At 60.0% G+C, this 21,494-nt stretch carries 21 protein-coding genes and 1 tRNA gene; 11 read left to right on the forward strand and 11 right to left on the reverse strand.

Annotated features, from left to right (window positions below):
• The first annotated feature begins 11 nt into the window (after positions 1-11).
• Together dmul_RS04125 and dmul_RS04130 are read left to right on the forward strand one after the other, a co-directional pair.
• Entirely contained in the window at positions 12-1,388 is a 1,377-nt protein-coding gene (locus tag dmul_RS04125; protein WP_020875421.1) for an NfeD family protein, read from the forward strand.
• 10 nt (positions 1,389-1,398) lie between these two features.
• Positions 1,399-2,220 (forward strand): slipin family protein, encoded by an 822-nt coding sequence (locus dmul_RS04130; RefSeq protein ID WP_020875420.1) that lies wholly within the window; start codon positions 1,399-1,401, stop codon positions 2,218-2,220.
• A 337-nt stretch (positions 2,221-2,557) separates the two neighbouring features.
• Here dmul_RS04130 and dmul_RS04135 read toward each other — a convergent pair whose 3' ends face one another.
• On the reverse strand, positions 2,558-2,749 hold the full coding sequence (locus dmul_RS04135; protein ID WP_040414140.1) for a hypothetical protein: 192 nt from the start codon (positions 2,747-2,749) through the stop codon (positions 2,558-2,560).
• A gap of 295 nt (positions 2,750-3,044) precedes the next feature.
• Between dmul_RS04135 and dmul_RS04140 the strand changes: the two genes are divergently transcribed.
• Positions 3,045-3,665, forward strand: coding sequence for an HPF/RaiA family ribosome-associated protein (locus dmul_RS04140; RefSeq protein ID WP_020875419.1), 621 nt, complete (start codon positions 3,045-3,047; stop codon positions 3,663-3,665).
• A gap of 33 nt (positions 3,666-3,698) precedes the next feature.
• Here the strand turns inward: dmul_RS04140 and dmul_RS04145 are convergent, their stop codons facing one another.
• Positions 3,699-4,544, reverse strand: coding sequence for an SDR family oxidoreductase (locus dmul_RS04145; RefSeq protein WP_020875418.1), 846 nt, complete (start codon positions 4,542-4,544; stop codon positions 3,699-3,701).
• 199 nt (positions 4,545-4,743) lie between these two features.
• Between dmul_RS04145 and dmul_RS21215 the strand changes: the two genes are divergently transcribed.
• The 3 genes from dmul_RS21215 to dmul_RS04160 all read left to right on the forward strand — a co-directional run bounded on the left by dmul_RS21215 (position 4,744) and on the right by dmul_RS04160 (position 5,735).
• Entirely contained in the window at positions 4,744-4,893 is a 150-nt protein-coding gene (locus dmul_RS21215; RefSeq protein WP_353740095.1) for a YbaK/EbsC family protein, read from the forward strand.
• Between the two features lie 167 nt (positions 4,894-5,060).
• Positions 5,061-5,369: a GYD domain-containing protein gene (locus tag dmul_RS04155; protein WP_020875417.1), complete on the forward strand. Its 309-nt coding sequence runs from the start codon at positions 5,061-5,063 to the stop codon at positions 5,367-5,369.
• A 63-nt stretch (positions 5,370-5,432) separates the two neighbouring features.
• On the forward strand, positions 5,433-5,735 hold the full coding sequence (locus tag dmul_RS04160; protein WP_020875416.1) for a PHP domain-containing protein: 303 nt from the start codon (positions 5,433-5,435) through the stop codon (positions 5,733-5,735).
• A 32-nt stretch (positions 5,736-5,767) separates the two neighbouring features.
• Here the strand turns inward: dmul_RS04160 and dmul_RS04165 are convergent, their stop codons facing one another.
• Positions 5,768-6,895, reverse strand: coding sequence for a ribose-phosphate diphosphokinase (locus dmul_RS04165; protein WP_078081194.1), 1,128 nt, complete (start codon positions 6,893-6,895; stop codon positions 5,768-5,770).
• Positions 6,896-7,243: 348 nt separating this feature from the next.
• On the opposite strand from dmul_RS04165, the gene dmul_RS04170 reads away from it, so the two are divergent.
• The 4 genes from dmul_RS04170 to dmul_RS04185 all read left to right on the forward strand — a co-directional run bounded on the left by dmul_RS04170 (position 7,244) and on the right by dmul_RS04185 (position 9,786).
• Positions 7,244-7,603, forward strand: coding sequence for a hypothetical protein (locus tag dmul_RS04170; protein ID WP_040414134.1), 360 nt, complete (start codon positions 7,244-7,246; stop codon positions 7,601-7,603).
• A 39-nt stretch (positions 7,604-7,642) separates the two neighbouring features.
• Positions 7,643-8,818 carry a baeRF7 domain-containing protein gene (locus tag dmul_RS04175; RefSeq protein WP_020875413.1) on the forward strand — a complete coding sequence of 392 codons (1,176 nt, stop codon included), beginning with the start codon at positions 7,643-7,645 and terminating at the stop codon, positions 8,816-8,818.
• Between the two features lie 142 nt (positions 8,819-8,960).
• On the forward strand, positions 8,961-9,251 hold the full coding sequence (locus dmul_RS04180) for a sll1863 family stress response protein (RefSeq protein ID WP_020875412.1): 291 nt from the start codon (positions 8,961-8,963) through the stop codon (positions 9,249-9,251).
• Positions 9,252-9,489: 238 nt separating this feature from the next.
• Positions 9,490-9,786 (forward strand): SemiSWEET family sugar transporter, encoded by a 297-nt coding sequence (locus dmul_RS04185; RefSeq protein ID WP_020875411.1) that lies wholly within the window; start codon positions 9,490-9,492, stop codon positions 9,784-9,786.
• A gap of 201 nt (positions 9,787-9,987) precedes the next feature.
• Here the strand turns inward: dmul_RS04185 and dmul_RS04190 are convergent.
• From dmul_RS04190 to dmul_RS04220, 7 genes are all read right to left on the reverse strand, one after another.
• Positions 9,988-10,063 (reverse strand) — tRNA-Phe (locus dmul_RS04190).
• A 43-nt stretch (positions 10,064-10,106) separates the two neighbouring features.
• On the reverse strand, positions 10,107-10,910 hold the full coding sequence (locus tag dmul_RS04195; protein WP_020875410.1) for a 16S rRNA (uracil(1498)-N(3))-methyltransferase: 804 nt from the start codon (positions 10,908-10,910) through the stop codon (positions 10,107-10,109).
• Positions 10,911-10,913: 3 nt separating this feature from the next.
• Positions 10,914-13,826: a M16 family metallopeptidase gene (locus dmul_RS04200; RefSeq protein WP_020875409.1), complete on the reverse strand. Its 2,913-nt coding sequence runs from the start codon at positions 13,824-13,826 to the stop codon at positions 10,914-10,916.
• Between the two features lie 241 nt (positions 13,827-14,067).
• Positions 14,068-15,456 (reverse strand): UTP--glucose-1-phosphate uridylyltransferase, encoded by a 1,389-nt coding sequence (locus tag dmul_RS04205; RefSeq protein ID WP_020875408.1) that lies wholly within the window; start codon positions 15,454-15,456, stop codon positions 14,068-14,070.
• A 113-nt stretch (positions 15,457-15,569) separates the two neighbouring features.
• The gene (locus dmul_RS04210; RefSeq protein ID WP_020875407.1) at positions 15,570-16,634 is read right to left on the reverse strand and encodes a branched-chain amino acid aminotransferase; all 1,065 of its coding nucleotides are present in this window, start codon (positions 16,632-16,634) and stop codon (positions 15,570-15,572) included.
• An 82-nt stretch (positions 16,635-16,716) separates the two neighbouring features.
• Positions 16,717-17,154, reverse strand: coding sequence for a PPC domain-containing DNA-binding protein (locus dmul_RS04215; protein WP_020875406.1), 438 nt, complete (start codon positions 17,152-17,154; stop codon positions 16,717-16,719).
• A gap of 294 nt (positions 17,155-17,448) precedes the next feature.
• Entirely contained in the window at positions 17,449-18,309 is an 861-nt protein-coding gene (locus dmul_RS04220; RefSeq protein ID WP_020875405.1) for a DMT family transporter, read from the reverse strand.
• Positions 18,310-18,808: 499 nt separating this feature from the next.
• Between dmul_RS04220 and dmul_RS04225 the strand changes: the two genes are divergently transcribed.
• A complete protein-coding gene (locus tag dmul_RS04225; protein WP_020876821.1) occupies positions 18,809-20,413 on the forward strand; it encodes a class I adenylate-forming enzyme family protein in 1,605 nt (534 codons plus the stop codon).
• A gap of 234 nt (positions 20,414-20,647) precedes the next feature.
• On the opposite strand, the gene mobB is transcribed toward dmul_RS04225, so the two are convergent.
• On the reverse strand, positions 20,648-21,166 hold the full coding sequence (gene mobB / locus dmul_RS04230; RefSeq protein ID WP_020876822.1) for a molybdopterin-guanine dinucleotide biosynthesis protein B: 519 nt from the start codon (positions 21,164-21,166) through the stop codon (positions 20,648-20,650).
• Between the last annotated feature and the right edge of the window lie 328 nt (positions 21,167-21,494).

Here is a 21,494-nt window from a genome sequence, read left to right on the forward strand (position 1 = left end):
GATGGAGATTCATGAAGATTTTTTCACTGTTGATGGTCTTGCTCTGGGGGCTTCAGCCGATGGCGGCGGTTCAGGCGGCGCCTCCGGATGGAGCCGCCGGTCCTTCGGCGCAGATCCTCCATATCACGGGCCCCATCGGCCCAGCCACCGCGGAATTCGTACACGACGGTTTCGGGATCGCCCGCGCGCGAAACGCCGCGCTGATCATTCTGGCGATGGACACGCCCGGCGGGCTGGCGGAGAGCATGCGCGCCGTCATTCACGACATCCTGGATTCGCCGGTGCCGGTGGCGGGGTTCGTCTTCCCGTCGGGTTCGCGGGCGGACAGCGCGGGCACCTACATCCTCTATGCCGCCCATGTGGCCGCCATGGCGCCGGGCACCAACCTGGGCGCCGCAACGCCCGTCATGATCGGCGGGGGGCTGCCCCTGCCCGGCCCGGACGACGAGCCGAAACCTGACGACGACCAAAAGCCGCAGCCCGACAAGCCGGCCAAAGGCGCCATGGCGGCCAAGGTCGTCAACGACGCGGCTGCCTACATCCGGAGCCTTGCCGAGATGCGGGGGCGCAACGCCGAGTGGGCCGAACGGTCCGTGCGCGAAGGGGTCAGCCTTTCGGTGAACGAAGCTCTCGAAATGAAGGTCATCGACGTGGTTGCCGCCGACATCGACGCGCTGCTGGAGCGGATCGACGGGCGAAAGGTGACGGCGGCCGGCCGTCAGGTCACCCTACGCACCGCCGGCCTGAAAGCCGAGACCATCGAACCGGGCTGGCGCATCCGGCTGCTGTCGATCCTGACGAACCCCAACATCGCCTTCATTCTGATGCTGGTGGGGGTGTACGGCCTCATTTTCGAGTTCGCGAATCCCGGATCCGTCGGACCCGGGGTGTTCGGGGGCATCTGCCTTCTTTTGGGATTTTACGCCCTCAACGTGCTGCCCATCAACACCACGGGTTTGGGGCTGCTCCTGCTGGCCATCGCCCTCATGGCGGCCGAGGCTTTCGTCCCCTCCTTCGGCATCCTGGGCATCGGGGGCATCATCGCCTTTGTGCTGGCGGCCATGATGCTGTTTGACAGCGATATCCCCGGATTCAGGATATCCTGGCCGGTGATCGCCGTCACGGCGGCCGGCAGCGGCGGGCTTCTGATCTTTCTCCTCGGCTATGCCTGGCGGGCCCAGCGCCGTCCGGTCACCACCGGGGTCGAGAGCCTGGTGGGGAAGTCTGCGGAGGTGCTGGAATGGTCGCATGGCCAGGGATACGTCCGGCTCGGCGGCGAGCGCTGGAAGGCCGTTGGAGAGGGGAACTTTTCCCCCCGTGACCGGGTCGAGGTGCTCGCCGGCAGAGGGCTGGTCCTGGTGGTGCATAAAAAACATCATAAACTGTGAGGATGGACACATGCCGCCCATTACCATTTATCTGATCATCACCATCGCGGTCATCGGGTTCCTCAGTTCGGCCATCCGCATTCTGCGGGAGTACGAGCGGGCCGTGGTCTTTACCCTGGGGCGCTTCACCGGGGTCAAGGGGCCGGGGCTCATCATCCTGATCCCCATGGTCCAGCAGATGGTCCGGATTGACTTGAGAACCATCGTCGAGGATGTCCCGACACAGGACGTCATCTCGCGGGACAACGTCTCGGTGAAGGTGAACGCCGTGCTCTACTACCGGGTGGTGGACGCCGAAAAGGCCGTCAACCAGGTGGAGAATTTCCAGGCCGCCACCAGCCAACTTGCCCAGACGACCCTGCGGTCGGTGCTGGGCAAGCACGAGCTGGACGAGATGCTGGCGGAGCGGGACAAGCTCAACAGCGACATCCAGGAGATCCTGGACGAGCAGACCGACGCCTGGGGCATCAAGGTCAACATCGTGGAGATCAAGCATGTAGACATCGACGAGAGCATGATTCGGGCCATCGCGCGACAGGCCGAAGCGGAACGAAACCGTCGGGCGAAAGTCATCAATGCCGAGGGAGAAAACCAGGCCGCCGACAAACTGGTTTCCGCCGCCAGGAAACTGGCCGTCCAGGGCGAAGCCATGCAGCTGCGGTACCTGTCTGCCCTCCACGACATCAGCGGCAACCCGGGGTCCACCGTCGTCTTCCCGTTCCCCATGGAGATGGGACACCTCTTTGCCCCGAAAGGCGTTACAAAACTGGAATCAGATCAAAAATTGGAACAAAAATCAGGCCATCAGTCAGATGAAGGATCGGAATCATAACCGCGAGCCGGAGACCGCGGCGGAAGATGCAAGTGGATTCCGGTATGCCTGTACCCGTGCAGGACCCTCACTCGGCTTCATCAGAGCCTCTACACCAGACGGTTTGCCCGCAGGTCATACCTCAAAGTAGCCTGTTTTCGGGCTGTGGCTCCTCTCGACAAATCACCAATCATGGAAAACCGTTTACCCGGGAATCACACCCTAATCACATCCCGGGGTGGCTCCAGACTTCCGGACAAAAACATTCAGCCACTTTTCGTTTTCCCTGCCGGGTTTTAGGTCCCCGGTTTTCCAGTACCGGAGCACTGATAGCTCCGCGTGTACCTTGATAAGCTCATCAAATCCGCTTCGGCGGCCCCTCCCAGCCGCCGCAGGCCATGAAGTCGCTCATCCGCACCACAACCGGTTGGTAATAGCGCGACGCCGCGATCTTTCCCAGCCCCTGGCTGAGGTGGTCGACGAAATAAAATCGCGGCGCTCCCTCCGGGAGGCATCGACGATCCTGGTGGTCCGACTGCCGCCGCCGCACCCCGCAATCGGGTCAACCCCGTATTCGCGGCCTATCCCGGGCGTAGAAGCGTCCGTCGGAAAGGATGCCGCATCGGTGATACCGACTCCAGCCGCGGAAAATACAGGATCGATCCGATAGGTTTTTGGGGGATGACAGCATATTTTCCAGATATTGGGAAGTAAACCGCATCTTATTTTTCGGGACGATCGGAATGCCCCCTCATATTCCAGGTGCTCCAGGCGGCCGGGGCATCCCCCTCGCGGGGGAGAACCCGGCAGGTCTGTCGGACACCACCCCAACGAAGGAGTGACACATGATTATACCCCCTGAAATCACCTGCCGAAACGTCGACAGCAGCCCCGCCCTCGAGTCTATCATCCTCGAGAAGGCGGCCAAGTTGGACGAGGTCCATGACAAGATTATGAGCTGCCGGACCGCCATCGAAAAGGTCCAGGAGCACCAGCGCAGCGGAAGCCCGTATCGCGTGCGGATCATCGTCCGGGTGCCGCCGAACAAAGAGCTCGTCGTCAGCCGCGATCCCGGCAACGGCGACGTGAATGAACGCCTGAAAACCGCGGTGAACGATGCATTCGACACCATGCGCCGGCAGCTGGTCAGGTTGAAGCAGAAGCAGCACGGCGATGTCAAGGTCCATGAAACGCCGGGTGTCATCGGCCACGTGGTGCGGCTCTTCCCCGATGAGGGTTTCGGGTTTCTCCGCACCCTCGAGGGGCGTGAACTCTATTTCCACCGGAACAGTGTGCTTCACGATGACTTCGGGCGCCTCGAGGTCGGCACCGGTGTGCGGTGCTTTCCCCGGGAGGGCGAGAAAGGGCCCCAGGCGAGCACCGTGCAGATCATCGACAAGCCGGGCGCGGCCATGGCCCAGGTGCCCGAGCCGAAGGTGGAGACGCCGGAAGGCTGGAATCCGTGAAAAATCAGGCCTGCCGGCGCGCAGGGGCGGGAGTCAATGATCGGTGCCCGCCCCCGCATCGGTCAACTCGAGGCTGAGCGCCCACAGTCGCTGCCGAATCTCTGCATCATATGCCTGAGCGTGGGCCTCGGCCTGGGTCATTCGATCGAAATAGGCGCCGCTCACCCCATCCACATCGGGGGAGACGGCCACGTAGACCTCGACCTCGGCGCCGGATTCGGCGGTGCCCTGGGGCGTGCCAAAGGCCTGTCGGACCATCTTGGTGTCCAGAAGGCTGCCGGGATGCAGGCAGTTGACGGTAATGCCGTCCGACTTGAGCCGTCGGTCCAGCTCAATGGTGAACATAGCCAGGGCCAGCTTGCTCCGGGCGTAGGCGCGCATGGGGCTGTACCCGTCGGCGAGCATGAAGTCCTCGAAATCGATGGCTTCCTGGGCGGCTGAACTCACGTTGACGATCCGGGCGGCTCCCGAAGCCCGAAGGAGCGGCAGGAGCAGAATAGTCAACAGAAACGGGGCCAGGTAGTTGACCGCCATGCAGAGCTCATGCCCCTGGTCGCTCCGGGGCCGATCCTTCTTCCCGCCGGGGACCGGGAGGACGCCGGCGTTGTTGATCAGGACATCGAGGCCGTCGTGGGCGGCGAGCACCTCCGCCGCCATGCGCCGCACCTCGGGCAGCGACGAAAAATCGGCGACATAGAATTCCAGCTTGTCGCTGCCGGTTTCCCGTCGGATCTCATCCCTGGCCGCGCGACACTTTTCCGGATCGCGGCCGTGAAGCAGCACCCGGGCGCCCATCTGCGCCAAGCGCTCGGCCGTGATTCTGCCGATGCCGTCGGTGGCGCCGGTGATCAATATGGACTGTTCGCTTACGGGTTTCATGTGGATACCATCCTTTCCAGTCAATCGGTTGATCCCCCGCGAAGGGGGAGGCTCCGGTCTGTCCCTGTTGAATGCGGCCCCGGCACCGGGTCCGCGAAGCGGATCATGAACATCCATAATGTCCTTCGGATGCCCGGGATGGGTAAATGTGGGAAAGACCCCATTTCATCGCGGAAATGCCCCTATTGCCTGAATTACCATCAGCCATTCCCCCGCCTATACATCCCAGGAGATCGCCGAGGCGGCGGGAATCCCCGGGAAGGAGCTCGCAAAGACGGTGCTGGTGAAGCTTGACGGCGCACCGGCCATGGCCGGTGCGCCGTCGAGCCTCGAAATCGACTTCGGCTGAATACATCTTTTCCGCCATGACAATGCGGCACAAAACCCATTTGATTTCCCTCCTGAAGTCCGAATATTAAGATACAGCGATGGGCCGATTGAGGAAACCGACCCACCACATCGATCTGAAGTTTTCAAGTTTCCTCCCAAGTTTCCCATGAACCGAAAGGAGGCATCATGTCTGAGTTCGTGATGCTCACGCGGCTCTCTGCCAATGCCGTCCATCTGCCGATGGCGCTGGAGGAGCTCGAGAAAAAAATCATGGCGCAGATCCGCTCCGAATGCCCACGGGTGGAGTGGCTCCACAGCTACGCCATTCTGGGGCCCTATGACTACATGGACATCTTCCGCGCCCCCGACGACGCCGACGCGTTCAAGGTGGCGACCATCATCCGCTCCTACGGATATGCCCATACCGAGATCTGGGGGGCGAAGGAGTGGCAGGCCTTCAAGGCGCTGATCCGGGATTTGTCCAGGGAGCAATAAAACCCGTCGCCGTGAGCTGAATGACAAAGGTCCCCTGAATCCTCAGCTGCCAAGGAAAACCCCATGCCGATCTACAACAAGGACATCGGCGACCCGGAATCCCTGCGGGAGGCCGCCGAGAGCGGCAGGATCCGGGAGCTGGAAGGGTTCGGCGCCACCCTCGAAGCGAACATCCTGGAAGAAATCCGAAAAAAAAGCTGGGGTCGCCTCCGGACCCCATGGCATGTCGCCGAAAAGGTCGCCCGTGCCTATGTCGCCTATCTGGCGGCGGACGAGAGTGTGGGGAAGGTGGTCGTGGCCGGCAGCTTCCGGCGCCGAAAGGCTACCTTCGGGGATCTCCACGGCGGGGTCCTCGGGATCAGATGAGAGAGACGCCCAGCGCAGCGCATGCCGAACCGCTAATGCCCCGCAGCGCTCGTCTTCTCGTGGCGGCGGCGGATCGCCTCGGCGATCAGCGGGGCGAGGTCAAGGATCTCCATGGCGGCGGGCCGCTCCGGCGTCTGGACGAGGGAGTTGGTGGCGATGATGCTGCCGACTGGATGGGACATGAGTCTTGCCACGGCGCCCTCCACAGGCAGCGCGTGGGTGACGGCCACCGTGGCGGGGAGCCGGCAGCCGCGCTCGCCGAGGGCCTCGATGGTCGAGATCAGGGTCCTGCCGGTGCTGATCATGTCGTCGACTACGATCGGGGAGCGGTCCGCGATCTCGCCGATGATCCGCCGCACCGCCACGCGCTCGCCGCTGACGCGCTCCTTGTGGACGTAAGCCACGGGCAGGTCCAGGTCGTCGGCGTAGCGCTGGGTCAGCTTGACGGCGCCCAGGTCCGGCGCCACCAGCACGGCGTCGCCGGAGACGATCTCCTTGAGGCGGCCGGCGATCAGCCGTGTCGGGAGGAGGTGTTCGACGGGCAGGGAAAAGAAGCCTTCGATGGCCGGATTGTGGAGGTGGACGGTGATCATCTGGTCCGCGCGCGTCGCGATCATGTCCGCCAGGACCTTGGCCCCCACCGGCTCCCCTGTATCGGTGCGGCGATCCTGGCGGGCGTAGCCGAAATAGGGGACCACCGCCGTGACGCGCATTGCGCCGGCGCGCCTGGCGGCGTCGGCGATGAGGAGCAGCTCCAGCAGGTTCCGCCCCACCGGCGGCCCGGTGGACTGGACGATGTAGACGTCGCTTCCTGCCAGGGAATGACCGATCCTGACCTGAAGCTCGTCATCGGGAAAGGCCTCGATTCGGCATGTCGTCGCCGTCATCCCGAGGCGGCCGACGATCGCCTCCGCCAGGGCGGGGTTCGCCGTGCCCGGTATGAGGGAAAGGGTCATGGCCGCGAGATCCGATCCAGCGCCTCTTCGATCACCCCCCGGGACGCAAACAGGGAACCGGAGACGGCCAGGCAGACGGCGCCGGTGCCGGCACTGGCCAGAAAGCCGCAGCGGGGGATCGACCATCCGCGGCCTTGGTCTCGGGTACGGGGTCTTTTCATCATAACAGCCTCCCTGGAAATGGTTTTCGAAGAACGTGGCCACATGAAATCATGACATGCATAAGGTGGGCACGGCCGGCTGCCACGGCTGATATCGGCGGTCGTTTCGGGGATGGGGATTCGCGGCGAAAAGGCTGGTCCAATGAGATGTGCAGGGGGAGATATGTCGGGCACCCGCAGGATAGAAATTCGCACAGGATCTCCCGCAGATGCAATACAGGTTCGAATGTATATGGCGCGTGAACTTCCTGTATGAAAAGGCTTGCGCAGGCCGGCGCCGGCGGCGGGGTCTCCACAGGCCCCGGCGCCCGCGGGTATGTCCTGAGCCCATGCAAGATAAGGCCTCGGACCTATTCACACTTTCGGGCGGATACCTTAAGCTTACATCAGATTGACGGATCGTTTCCTTTCAAATCCGTTCAAATCACAGAAGAAACGCAAAGAAGGCCGCTGTGAATTTCAAGACCGCAAAGGCTGGGCCCATGTTTTTACTCGTCATGTTCATCATCCTGTAGATCGGGATCATCCCTGGCCCGGAGAGGGCATCCGCCGTGCCGGTGCGCGACTGTCCATCAGCGATGCCGTGGCGGACGAGCTTCTCGCGGACAGCGCCGTTTCCAGCCACTGTATCGACGTCGGCACCAAAGAGGGGATCGTTGCCCTGAGCGGCAAAGATGGCGGGAATACGGCGATGCAGGTCGGAATGCCTATGAAGGCGGAGCGTTCATGGTGGACAACAACCTGGTCGTGAATCAATAATGGACGATGTTTTGCAAGCAAAGGAGTCGTCATGCAACCAATCCAAACCATGAAACACATATCACTGGAAGAAATGAAGCGCCTGACCGGGCTCGCGGGTGAGGTCTGCGTCTCCGTGTACATGCCCGTCGAACAGGCGACCAGCACCATCGATCCGCCCCGGATCCGATTCAAGAACCTGCTGAGGCAGGCTGAAAAAGCGATCGCGGAGCGGTCGCCCAAGAACAAGGAGATCTACGCCAGGATCGAGGATGGACGCCGTCTGATGGAAGACCCGGATTTCTGGCGCCCCCGAAGCCACGGCCTGGCAGTCTTCATCACGCCGGAAAACTTCTGGGTTTACCAGCTCCCGATCCCCTTTGAAGAGGCCTTTTGGATTTCGAACCGTCCGGCGGTAAAACCCTTGATCCCCATGTTCATGTCCGACGGGCGGTTTTACATCCTGGCGCTGAGCCAGTCGCAGATCCGCCTCTTTTCCTGCACGCGCTTCCATGTGATGGAAATCGACCTGATGGACGTCCCCGCCGGGATCTCGGCATCGCTCCAGTATGACAGCAAGCATTACCAGATCCAGTTTCATACGGGCACGGCCGCCGGCGCCGGCGACCGTCCGGCGATGTACCACGGCCAGGGCGCGGGCATCGACGACCGCAAGGATGAAATTCTGCGGTACTTCCAGGATGTGGACCGCGGCCTGTCGTCCATTCTGTCCGAAGGGACGGTTCCCCTGGTGCTGGCCGGCGTCGACTACCTCCTTCCCATTTTCCGGGAGGCCCTCTCCTACCGGTGGGTGATGGACGCGGTCGTCACCGGCAACCCCGAAAATCTCAGGGCCGAGGAACTTCACGAGAAGGCCCTTGCCATCGTCAACACAGCGCTGGAGAAGAAGCAGCGGGAGGCTGAAGCGCGGTACCGCGAAGTCGCCGGCAAGGGCTACACCGCCGCCGGCATCAGAAGCGTGCTGCCCGCCGCTGCCTATGGGCGGGTGGACACCCTTTTCGTGGCGTCGGGCGAGCGCCTGCCAGGCACATTCGATCGGGAGAAGAACGAGGTGGTCCTTGCCGAGGAGGGCGCGGCGAACGGCGCTGAGGACCTTCTGGATCTGGCCGTGGTAGAGACCATCCGCGGCGGCGGCGACGTCTACGTCCTGAAAAAAGAGCGGATGCCCGAGCAGCATGCCGAGGCCGCAGCCATCCTCCGCTACTGAGATACCGCCATGTACGAAATGGACCGGGCGCCCTTCGGGGAATTTCGGGGAACCGAACGTGCGCCTGGGGGAACGAAACGGATCGTGCTTTAAAAAACAAACCACCGCCGTCAAGCAATTGACCGGTTGAAAGGAAATCATCATGAGCAAAAAAGACGCTTATCTTGAGAAACTTCACTCAAAACTGGATGAATGGAATGCAGAGATCGACAAGCTGAAGGCCAAACTCGATGCCGCGGGGGCTGAAAAACGGGTCGAATACCAGGAGCAGATCCAAAACCTCAAGCAGAAGCAAAAAGAGGTCGAGCAGAAGATGGCCACGATGCGCAGCGCGGGAGGGGACGCCTGGGAGGATCTGAAAAAAGGGGTTGAAAGCGCCTGGGACGCCATGGAATCTGCCATGAAGGCGGCCAAGTCCAGGTTCAACAAATAGAACCCTCGACCGGTTCGCCCGGGCCCACGGGGGGCTTGCCCCTATCGTCAGACGCCCGCGGATCGGCGATCCGCAGGCGTCCTGTCAAATTTGCGCAGAATTGGCCGGCCCTGGGCATCCAGGCTCCCGGTCCAAATGAAACCTGCCGGCGGTATACGGCGAAAGCGGCGCCACAATGCGTGAACCGACCCAATTGACAAACAGGGATTTGGGAAAATGGCAAAAAAGGTGACGGATCATGTCTGAATCGATCTGGATCGAGGGCATCGGCTCCCTTGCGGGGCTGCTGACCACCTTCAGCGCCCTGCCGCAGCTGGTGACCACCTACCGGACACGGGACGTGGAGAGCTTCGACCTTCGGTTTCTGGTAATGCTTTTCTCCGGCCTCTTCCTCTGGGCGATCTACGGCGTTTTCATCGGCGCCGCTCCGGTGGTGGCGTTCAACGCCATCGGCTGCCTGCTGTGGCTCCCCATCATCGTGATGAAGATCCGCAGCGCTGCGGCCGGGAGGAGCCGGGGGCGCCGGGATCCTTGACAGAAGCCGCCTCTCCTTGCCGTGTCATCTGACGCACCAACACCTTGCCTTCGCGGTGGACACCCCTGCCGTTCGGCTGTCCGTTCCCCCTGTCGGGCCGGAAGAGGACGTGCACCTCCAAGTGTTCGCGTCATGCCGGGCGCACAACGAAAAAAGGGCTGACCTTCATCAGGCCAACCCCTTTTAAAACTGGTGTTTTTGTGGTGCCGAGGGACAGAATCGAACTGCCGACACGGGGATTTTCAGTCCCCTGCTCTACCGACTGAGCTACCTCGGCGCACCAAAAACGAAGGCATAATTATTAGAAATCCGTTCGGATGTCAAGGGTTTTTTCCGAGGTCACCCAAAAAATATTGAAGCAGGGCGCAAGCGGCCACCGTGGCGGTCTCGGCCCTCAGAATGCGGGGTCCCAGGGCCGAGATGGTGAACCCCGCGGCTGCGGCGGCTGCGGTCTCGGTGGAACTGAGGCCTCCCTCGGGGCCCAAAACGGCAAATACCGTCCCATAGGAGCCGGCCTTCGACAGCGCAAAGAGATCCCGGGAGCCCTCGGGCGCCTGTTCCCAGAAGAGAATTTTGAGATCGGCGCCGTCGGCGGCCGCAATCATGTTTTCAAAGGAAAGCGTTTCCCCAATGTCGGGGATGCGGCTGCGGCGGCATTGTTTGAGGGATTCGGCGGCGATCTTTTCCCAGCGCTCCCGTCTTGTCCGAAGCCGCTTGGGATCAGGTCGGGCCACCGAACGTTCGGCAATGAAGGGAATCCAGCGGACGATGCCCAACTCCGTCAACTGCCGCACGAGGGTGTCCATCTTTTTTTCCTTGAGAAAGCCCTGAGCGATGGTGATACCCAAGGGGGATTCCGTGTCCGACGGAATTCGGGAAAGGACCGCCGCCATGACGCCGGCTTCGGAGATTTCGGCGATTCGGGCGTCGTATTCAGCGCCCCTGCCGTCGAAAAGGCGCACCGGGTCCCCCGGCTTCAGGCGAAGGACGTTCCGGACGTGCTTGGCGTCACCGGGGGAGAGGGGGACGCTGCCGCCGTACGTCCGGAAATCGTGGACCGCTTCGGAGGAGACCTTCTCAAATAACGCCTCGATAACCGATGTATCGACATGAAACCGGCGCATGGTTCATCCTGCCTTTTGGCCTTCGGGTTGACCGCCCGCGCCTATGGTGGGCCGGATGATGACGATTGCAGCCGCGGCGTTGTCGAGATACCGCCGGGCCAGCTGCCGCAGTTGTTCTCGGGTGATGGCGGCGTAGTCCTCGATCATGGTCCGACTCCATGCGATCTGCTCGGGATGCTTCCGTGAGCCGGCGAGGACGGTATTGAGCCAGTAGCCGTTTTCCTGCTGGAGATCCTTGATGCCGGTCAGTGTGGGATCCAGGGCGCGACGCAGTTCGTCGTCGGTGACACCCTGTCGGACTATGGCCGATGCGATATCCTTGACCGCCCTTACCACCTTCTCGGCATCGTCGGGCTTTACGCCGATAACCGCCGACATGACGCCGTAGCCCGGATAGGCTCTGCTGGGAACGTTGTAGGCGTCCTGATTGTAGGAGGCCCCCATTTGTTCGCGGATGACCTCCCGCATTCGGTCCGAAAACACGGCGGAGAGGATCGATAACCGTCGGGTTTTCTCGATATCCCAGATGTCATCGGTAGGGTAAGCCACCTGGATCAGCCCTTTGTCGATGCGGGTTCGGACCGGGATTTCCAGGGTTTTGCCTTTGGGAAAGGCGATGATACCTGCGGGGCCCTCAGGCGTATCCACTTTTCGGGCGGGAAGGCTGCCGAAATAAGCGGACGCCAGTTCCAGGGCATCCGCCGTCTTGAAGTCCCCGACAATGGAGAGCTCCAGGGGAGCGTTCTCGAGGGCCTCCCTAAGCCATGCCTCGACGTCTCCCAGGGTCAGCCGGGATACGTCGTCATATGCGGCGAGGCCGAAGCGGGTGTCGCCGCCGGCCAGGAACCGGGGACCCCAAAGGCGCATGGCCCCTTCGACGGTCTGGGACAGTGCCTCATAAGTCTGACGATATCGCTCCAAAGTCAAGGCAAAGGCCGTCTCCCGGAATCCCGGATCCACCAGTCGGGCGTGGAGCAGCTGAAACATGAGAGGCATTTCCGTCGTGACGCTTTTAGCCTGGAAGGCGAAAGCCTCGTCCGAGATGTTCAGGCGCACCGCAGTGTTCTTGCCGGCCAGGGCCTGCTCCAGGTCGTCCCGGTTCAGGACGCCCAGGCCGCTTTCATTGACCACCGCCTCGCTGATCTGGGCGAGGCCGGGTTTGTCCGCCGGTTCTGCCGATCGTCCCCTTCCGAAATTCAGGTTTGCCGTGACCTCGTTGGCCTTGAAGGTTGTCGGCTTCAGATTGAGGCGAACGCCGTTGGCAAAATCAATCCGGGTGATCCCCAGGTCGGGAATCTCCTCCCGGCGGACGATGCGGGCCGTGTTTTCAGGCGGATCCAGGTAGGGAAAGGTCGCGACGGCTTGGGTTTCCGGGGCGGATACCGGCGTTTCCACGCTGGACTGGTAAGCGCTCAGGATAAGACTTTCGGGATCATTCGACGCTTCGGATATCCGGGCATTGCCGCTCACCATGACCAGCCGGTGGTCCGGGGCCCAGGCCGATTTGAAGGCGTCGTGCACCGCTTCCCCCGTCAACGCCTTGATGAAAGGCGCATACAGATCCCGCTGTTGTTCGGGCGATTGGAAGACCCGGTTCATGCCCAACTTGCCCATGATCCGGCGAGCCAACATCGGGCTCTCCCGTGTGGAGGCGTTTTTGACGGCTTTGTCCAGGGCCGCCAGAAAGTCTTTCTTCACCCGGGAGAGTTCCGCTTCCGTGAAGGGGTGTTCGAGGGCCTGCCGCAGTGTGCGGTCCAGGACTGATAGGGTCCTTTCCCAATTTTCCGGACGGCTCTGGGCGGTGATGTAGGTGTAGAACACATGAGGAGGATAAATTTCCGATGCGGCGGCAGCGCTGGTGAACGGGGTGTCCGGCTGTCGTATGATCCGGTCGAGGCGGTTCTGGACAATCTGATTGGCGATGTCCAGGGTCAGCTCGCGCCGGCCACGGTCAACGGAATCGGGCTCAAGAGGGATGTTCTGGATGACCTGGAGGGTGGTGTCTGTGTCCCCGGCTTCTCCTTCGAAGTGATAGAAAGGCCGGATACCGCTATGACGGACCTCACCCATGTCCGGTTCCGGCCTTGCCGGTGCTCTTGGGGTCATACCGGCGAACTCTTCCCGGATCATGGGGTCAACGGCGTCGGGGTCGAAATCGCCGACCATGACGAGGATCATGCGTTCGGGTCGGTACCAGGTATCGTAAAAATCCTTTAACAGCGCTCGATCGGCCGAGAGAATGGTTTCCTTCGTCCCGATGGGGATCCTTTGGGAGATGCGGTCATTCGGAAGCTCGAATTTGAGCGTTTCGACGAAGGTCCGGAACTCGGCTGAATCCCGGGTTCGCATTTCGGCCAGAATGACCTTCCGTTCCCGTTCGACCTCGGTTTCCAGCAGCAGAGCTCCTTCGGCGTAATCCCCCAGAACCAGAAGGCCTTCGGCGATACTCTCGGGCTTGCCGTCGGGCAGGAGAATGTCGTATTTGGTGTGGTAGAATCCTGTACTGGCATTGGCATCCGGGCCGAAATCCATCCCGATCCGCTGGAAGTATTTCACCAGTTCTCCCGGGGGGAAATGGGTCGATCCGTTGAACAGCATGTGCTCCAGAAAATGGGCAAAACCCTGCTGGGCGTCGGTTTCGTGGACCGAACCCGCCTCGACCATGAGATGCATGCTGACCCGGTCCTTGGGGGTTCTGTTTTTCAGGAGCACGTAGCGAAAGCCGTTGGGCAGCTTTCCGAAAGCCAGGTCGGGGTCGGGGTCTATATGGCCGGTTTCATGGGGCCATTGATTTTGGATGCCGCGGGAAGCCGTGGGGGAGCCGCCGCGGGTAGAGGATCCGCAGGAGATCAGAAAAAGCGCAAGAAGAGCTGTTAAGGCAAGGCAGAGCTTAAAACGATAAGGCGATAGTCGCATACTGTACTCCTTGGTTCTGAATGGAATGCTGCTGTCGGCGGAGATTACATGTTCCGATCGATAATCCCTTTGCCGACGCGTGTTAAAACGCCAACACTCAAAAATAACACATCCCAGCCGGGATGCCAGCGGCAGGCGTGGTTTTTTAGAGGAAAGTCGGATGGTCGGGGGCGGCTGGGAGCGGATATCAGGCCCCGCGCCGTGAGTCGAAACGGCGCGGGGCGGAAAAAGACGATGGATGTTAGAACGTCAGATCGCCTTCGACGACCGTCCCTTTCCGAACGACGGCCTGGGCGGTCGAGGGATTGGTAATAACCACGCGGCCGCGGATCGTCACGCCCGCTTCGAACAGGACGTCACCTTTGACGGTCAAGGATTCGCAGGCGGCAAGGGACGGGGCACCCTCGGGAAAGCGGGCCTCAAAGTCGTCGATCATGCCGTAGAACGCCGGATCGAGGGAGACCTTCAGATCTTCCGATCGTCGGCTCGGGTTGAGCACCATGCGGTCGTCGTCGTTGGGCATTACATAATCGGACCGGACCACCAGGAGGTCGTTGCATTTTTTGACCGGGAAGAAGCGGGACCGGGGGACGCACACCGCCGCGGCGTCTTTGAACAGAGAGATCGCCGCCCCCATGGCCGTTTCGACCTGAAAGACCATGGGACTGTCGTCGTCCCTGGGATCGAGGTGCTTTGGGTTCAGAATCATGGGCAGGCGAACGCCCTTTTTTTCGGTGATCAAGGTCTTCAGATAGGTCAGGTCGACCCAGAGGTTGTTGGTGTTGAAGAAGCGGTAACGACCGATGTCCCGAAAGGCGTCCAGTTCCTCGTCCGGGCACTGGGCCGATTCCCGGAGCAGCAACTCTCCGGTCCTGGCTCGGGCAAGATGGCCGCCCTTCACGTCCGCCGGGGTGCGTTTAGCCGCCTCCATCATGAAGGGAAGTCCTTTTTCGACAAAATATCCGAGAAGACGCTCGTCCATGTCGGCACCCAGGTTGTCGGAATTGGAGATGAAAGCATGGGTGATGCCGGCGTCCAGGAGTCGGTCAAGCATTCCGGAGGTTTCAAGAGCCGTATAGATGTCTCCGTGGCCGGGCGGGTTCCATTCGAGTTCGGGGTTTTGGGGCCATTCCGCCGGGCCGAGCCCAGCCTGAAGAATCTTTGGAAATTTGTGTTGAAGGAAGCAGAGGGGCGGGTGGGCGGGGGCGATCCGATCGAGGGCCGCCAGGGTGGCCTCATGGGTGCTGAAGCTGTTCATGAGGGCCAGAACGACACCCTGTCGCTCAGACTGGCGGATCAAGAGCTCCAGAAAGCTCCGGCCGTTTTTCACCGGAAGGAGGGATTTGGGACCGGTGAGGCCCATACTTGTCCCCAGCCCGCCGTTCAGAATAATCCGGACCGAACGGGGAAAAGCCTTTTGACCGACATTTTCATAGGCGGCCAACTCCTCGTATCGGGGAATCTCCGTCTCTTTCAACGCCTCGATCTCGGCGTCGGAAATCATCCCGGTTTCTCCGGTGAGAACTTTGTCGTAATAGTGGGCGAAGGTATCGATGACGATGGGGGCAAGGCCCGCCCGCCGCATTTTGTCAATGAATTCCGGCAGGTGGTTCGATTTCGCGTGGCGCATGATCACCTCTCTTGAGAACGGGAGTTGAAAAAGGCCGGCGAACACCGTGCCCGCTCGGTGCACGGTGTTCGCCCTCGGTGAAAAGGAATGGTCGGTTCAGAAGGCGGCGTGGGTCAGATTTTCTCTATCCAGCCCCTGGGATCCTCGGCCCGGCCGTACTGGATGTCGGTGAGGGCGTCGTAAAACTTCTGGGTCATGGGGCCGACCTCGTTGTTGTTGATGGTGATAACCTCGTCCTTGTATTTCACGGTGCCCACCGGCGATACCACCGCCGCCGTTCCGCTGCCGAAGATCTCCACTTTTTTACCTTCTTTCTGGGCGTTGATCACCTCCTCGATGGCGATGCGGCGTTCCGCGCAGGGGATGTTCCAGAGCCGGGCCAGGGAGATGATGGAATCCCGGGTGACGCCCGGAAGAATGCTGCCGTTCAGGACGGGGGTGATAAGTTCGCCGTCAATGCAGAAGAAGATGTTCATGGAGCCGACCTCTTCGACATAGCGCTGTTCCACGCCGTCCAGCCACAGCACCTGGGTGTAGCCCTCCTTGTGGGCCTGTTCGCCGGCATAAAGACTCGCGGCGTAGTTGCCGGGGGTTTTGGCCTCGCCGATGCCGCCCCGGACCGCCCGGACATGTCGTTTGGTGACCCATATCTTGACGGGGTTGAAGCCCTCTGGATAGTACGCCCCTACCGGCGACAGGATGATGAAGAAACGGTACGTCTGGGATGCCCGGACGCCCAGGAATACATCGGTGGCGATGATGGTCGGACGGATATAGAGGGATGTCCCCGGCGAACTCGGCACCCATTCCTGCTCGACCCGGATCAGCTCCTTCAGGGCGTGGAGCACGAAATGTTCATCGATTTCCGGAATGCACAGCAGCCGGCTGGAGGCGTTCATGCGGTGGAAATTGCTCTGGGGCCTGAACAGCTGGAGGGTTCCCTTGGGGGTCCGGTAAGCCTTCATTCCCTCGAATACCGCCTGACCGTAATGAAGGACCATGGTTGCCGGATCCATATCGATATTGCAGTAGGGTTCGATGCGGGCGTTGTGCCACCCCTTTTCGGTATTGTAATCCATGTTGAACATGTGGTCGGTAAATATCTTTCCGAAACCGAGCCGGCTTTCGTCCTGGGGTTTCGGTTTAAGGTGTTTCGCCTTGGTGATGGTTAGCTCCATGCTTCCTCCTCAGTTCTCATACTGTCAGCGCTTATTAGGGTTCATTAACGAATGTTCATCCGCAGGCGATGGAAGCGGAATGTCATTCACGGCAGAAATGCCAGAGCATCTGTCCGGTGGCGTCGTCATAGACCCTCAAGGGCGGCGGGCCGATACACTCCTGGAGGCGGATTTCCCCCGAAAAAATGCGTGTCTCCGAGAAGAGGCGTCCGCCGGTGAGGGCGCCCCGGTCATCCGCCAGGACGATATGGGCGGATGATTCGACTTCGCCGTCCCGGGAGTAGACGTTGCCGGAGCAGAAGATAATTTCCCGGGGCACGGATTCGGCGCTCGTCACATAGACCTGTTGCCGGGGATCGTAGGTCCCGATGGTGTAAGACGACACCACGCCCCGAACGGAAAACGACGCCGTGCGAACCGATGCGGCTTTGCAGAGGGTCGTGATTGATGCGAGGATATCTTCCCCTTTGGGAAGATTTCCCAGCAGCAACCTGCCGGGGCTGTATTCCGTGTATTTCATCTGCTTCAATAGGTTCAGGCTGAAGGCCAAAAACCGAAGGCGATACAACGGTCATCTTCAGTTTTCAGTCCATAAGCCTGACCGGTATGTTGTTCAGGGATCCAGGCTGAAGAACGGCGGTGATTCTCCGCTTCCGGTTTTGGATGCCTGTCGGTTCGTTTCCTTTACGGGCCTTCGGCTTCCAGTCTCCAGACCTTCAGCCTGAATACCACAGTTCGTTATTAAATCAAGTGCTAACTGTGGGCCTTCCCGAGGAAAATCGAGGGTGCGGCGCACCGGTGAAAAGGTCCTTCCCTACAAGGTGATCAGGAGAGTGCCTGCGAGCATCAAGAGGGCGCCGCTGAACCGGACCGATGTGTGCCGCTCTTTGAAGACCATTTTCCCGAAAAGGATACTGAAAAGGATGGAGAGCCGCTTTACCGATATCATGATTGCCGCTTCGATCAGGGAGACGGCAACACAGTGAAAAACAATCTGAAGGTAGAGGAAAACGCCCGACACCAGCCCTTTTAGAGGAGATCTCGAGAGGTCCTTCAACCGGATCTTTCCGGTGAGACGAAGCAGCAGGATCAGACAGAGGTTGAAGACGATGAAAAAGGAGATGCCGAAAAAGAGGGGGGAGGAGTTGAGAATCGCTTTTTTTCCGATGACTGCGGTGAAGCTGTATACAAAGGCGACAATCAGCATGATCCAGGAGCCGGGTTGATGGAAAATGGCCCGGAAGGGGGCCAGCAGCCGCCACCGGGCGGGATCGATGTTGAGAATGTAACCGCCGATGCAGATGGTGAGAATTCCGGAAAGTCCCCGGATGCCGGGCATTTCTCCAAGGAAGATATAGCCGGTGAACAGCATGAAGACCGGGGTGAAGGCCAGGTAGGGCACCGTCAGGGAAAGTGGTGAGAGCTTGATGGCTTTCATGTAAAGGACGAAGCCCACGGCGTTGAGGGGCAGGCTTAAAGCAAAAGTCCATGCGAACGCATCTCCCAAAGCCGGCACCGGAACGAAGATCATGGATACCATAAAAAAAGGCAGGCTGTAGACAAGGGGATAGGCGGACATCTCATAGAGGGTCATGTGGGAGAGGAATTTCTTGGTCCAGGTATCCTGGGCCGAGACAGCGAGAGCGGTCAGCAGGGAGAAGAAAATCCACGGCATCGGGCAAAAGGCCTCCTTGACTTCTGTTGGGGAAAATGACCTTTCACGTCGGTGGGGGAACAGATGTACATTTTCATCATGCCGGGAATACCGTCGTGAGTCAGGGGCCATGATTGAGCGTCTTCCCCGTTAACACCGTTGTCGTTTCAAGTCAAGAATTCAACTTTCGACTTTCATAGGTCGGTGCCGGGAGGATACGGCCCGCGCCCCACGCGGGTTTCGTTCAAGTGCCGCTGAAGCTTGCTCCGGGCGGCCCGGAAACTCGCCGGCGCTCAAACCGTCCGGGCCGCTGATCCGCCGCGGCGCTTGAGCGGCACTAAAACTCACCGCTGAAGGTGTGCGGGCCGTATCCTCCCGGCACCGCTTTCCAGCCGACGTCACAACCGTCGATGTTGAGTGAAGAGCCCCGGCAGCTCGGCCCCGGCGGGGAGATGTGAAAATGCGGGTTGAACATTTAATGGGCTTCTGGTAATGGGCCTTTTTACGAAAGGAAAAGGACATGATCATTACGGAAATTTTAAGTCGGAACGCCAGACGCTACGGCGACCAGCCGGCCCTTATCGAAAGGGAGCCCGCCACGGGAAGCCGCAGGGAGATCACCTGGCGGGAATTCGACGAACAGGCCGGCGCTCTGGCCAATGCGCTGATCCTGCGCGGTATTCAAAAAGGAGATCGGGTAGTCCTGCTCATGACCAACTGTATCGAGTGGCTTCCCGCCTATTTCGGCATCCTCCGAGCCGGCGCCATGGCCGTTCCCCTCAATTTCAGGTTTCTGGCAAAGACCATCGCCAGATGCACACTGATCTCCGAAGCCAAGGCCATGATTTTCGGAGAGGAGTTCATCGATCGGTTGGCTGAAGTCAAATCCGAGTTGGATGCCGCAGTAAGTCATTATATCTTTGTGGGGCAGCAGGGAAAACGGCCTGAATACGCGATCGGCTACGGCGAGCTGCTTCAGGAAGGTGAAAGGACGGCGTCTGTTGTGCCGTTGAACCTTTGCGACAGCGCAGCCCTTTATTTCACGTCGGGCACCACCGGAAAGCCCAAGGCCGTCCACCTCACCCATCGGAGCCTCGAGTTTTCATGCTACGTGGAGAATCGTCATCACAACCAGACCCACGACGACAATTTCCTCTGCATTCCTCCTTTATACCATACCGGGGCGAAGATGCACTGGTTCGGGAACTTTATCGTCGGCGCCAGAACGGTTATCCTGAAAGGCGTCAAACCCCAGTGGATCCTCGAGGCGGTCTCCGAGGAAGGCGTAACGGTGGTATGGCTCCTGGTCCCCTGGGCCCACGATATCCTCATCGGTATCGAGAACGGTGAGATCGATCTTGCGGGCTACCGCCTCGACCAATGGCGACTGATGCATATCGGCGCCCAGCCGGTGCCTCCAAGCCTCATCCGTCAGTGGAAGAAGGTGTTTCCCCACCATGACTACGATACCAATTATGGTCTGACCGAGGCTACGGGACCGGGGTGTATCCATCTCGGCATGGAGAATATTCACAAGGTCGGCGCTATCGGCGTGCCCGGGTTCGACTGGGAATGCAAGATCATCGACAACGACGGTCATCCCGTGGCGCCGGGTGATTCCGGAGAGTTGGCCGTCCGGGGGCCGGCCGTCATGAAGGAGTACTACAAGAACCCGGAGGCCACCGCGGAAACCCTTGTCGACGGATGGCTGCTTACAGGGGATATCTGCCGGATGGACGATGACGGTTTCATATGGCTCGTGGATCGCAAGAAAGACGTCATCATCACCGGCGGTGAGAATATCTTTCCGGTGGAGATCGAGGATTTTCTCATGCAGCACGAAAAGATTCAGGACGTTGGCGTGATCGGCGTTCCCGACGAGCGGCTGGGGGAAATTGTCGCGGCGGTGATCAAGGCCAAGCCGAGAGCGATCCTTACCGAAGCGGAGATCAATGAATTCTGCCGCGGATTGGCCCGCTACAAGCGGCCTCGGCGGATCTTTTTCGGAGATGTGCCGAGAAATCCTACGGGCAAGATCGAGAAGCCGCTTTTGAGAAAACAGTATCGAGACGTCCAACCTGCCGTTATTTCCCAGATGGCGGCTCGCCACGGGTTGAAAAACTGATGCCTGAAGCGGCCCGGCATGTACCGTCGGGTCGCTTCAGGGATGGTTTTCGTCGGAATCGATCCTTGGCGTTTGGGTTTGCGTTTTGGTCTGAGGTGCTTTTTTCTTGCCCGTCACCTGACAGGCATTCCGCATTCAGGTGGAGATGCCAAGCTTGGGCAGGACATAGGACTGGAGCAGAAACCAGATCCCGATGAACAGCAATAAAAACAATATTCCTTTCATGTTACCTCCTCAAGGCAATGTTTTTGAACGATCGTCGGCCAGAAAGCGCTCCTCGATGAAATCGGCCAGGCCTTCAATGTCGTCCGGATGAAATTTCGGGATGTCGAGGGGGACTCCGGCGTCGGTCACCATGGCTACGTAATCAGGCTGACCCCGGTAAAGCGGGTTCGGGTGTGTCGCCGTTCGGAACACCTCGATCTTGGGTGGGGTTTTCTTTTTGAATCCCTCAGTGATGACCAGATCCATGTCGTTGAAATAGGGCAGAAGGCTCTCGGGATCGTCTCCGGAAGTCGTTCTGACCATTGAAATCCGGCTGGACGAGGCGAATATCACTGTCTCCGCGCCGGCAGCCAGATGCCGGGCGCTGTCTTTTGCCGGATTGCAGGCTTCGGGTTCGTGATGGGTATGTTTGATGGTCCCGATGCGGTAGCCGCGACGCTTGAGTTCCGGGATCAATTTGACGAGCAGCGTGGTTTTGCCCGATCCGGACTGTCCTATAAACGAGATGATCGGCGGTATGGATTTCAACGGCATTCTCCCGGATTCAATGAATTTTCAGACGGCATGATCGGTGTCTTCTTTCCCAGCCCTGCAGAGACCCGATTTCGGCAGTCCCGGAAGCAGAAAAGCTAAGATTTGTCGTGCTGTCTGTCAAGGGGGCGGATATCCAGTCCCCGCCTCGGGGGCACGCCTTTTCCGGCGTCGTCCTTCCTTACTGATCGCTCGGATGGGGCAGGATTGCCGGAATTTGCAGTAGCGTTCCGGTTCCCTGCGGGTGAGGCAATCTTCGCACGGATAAACCGGATGCTTCATGCAGAGATGTGCTGTTTCCCGTTCAGGATGATGGATGCAGGTT

It is taken from the genome of Desulfococcus multivorans (assembly GCF_001854245.1).
GTDB lineage: Bacteria > Desulfobacterota > Desulfobacteria > Desulfobacterales > Desulfococcaceae > Desulfococcus > Desulfococcus multivorans.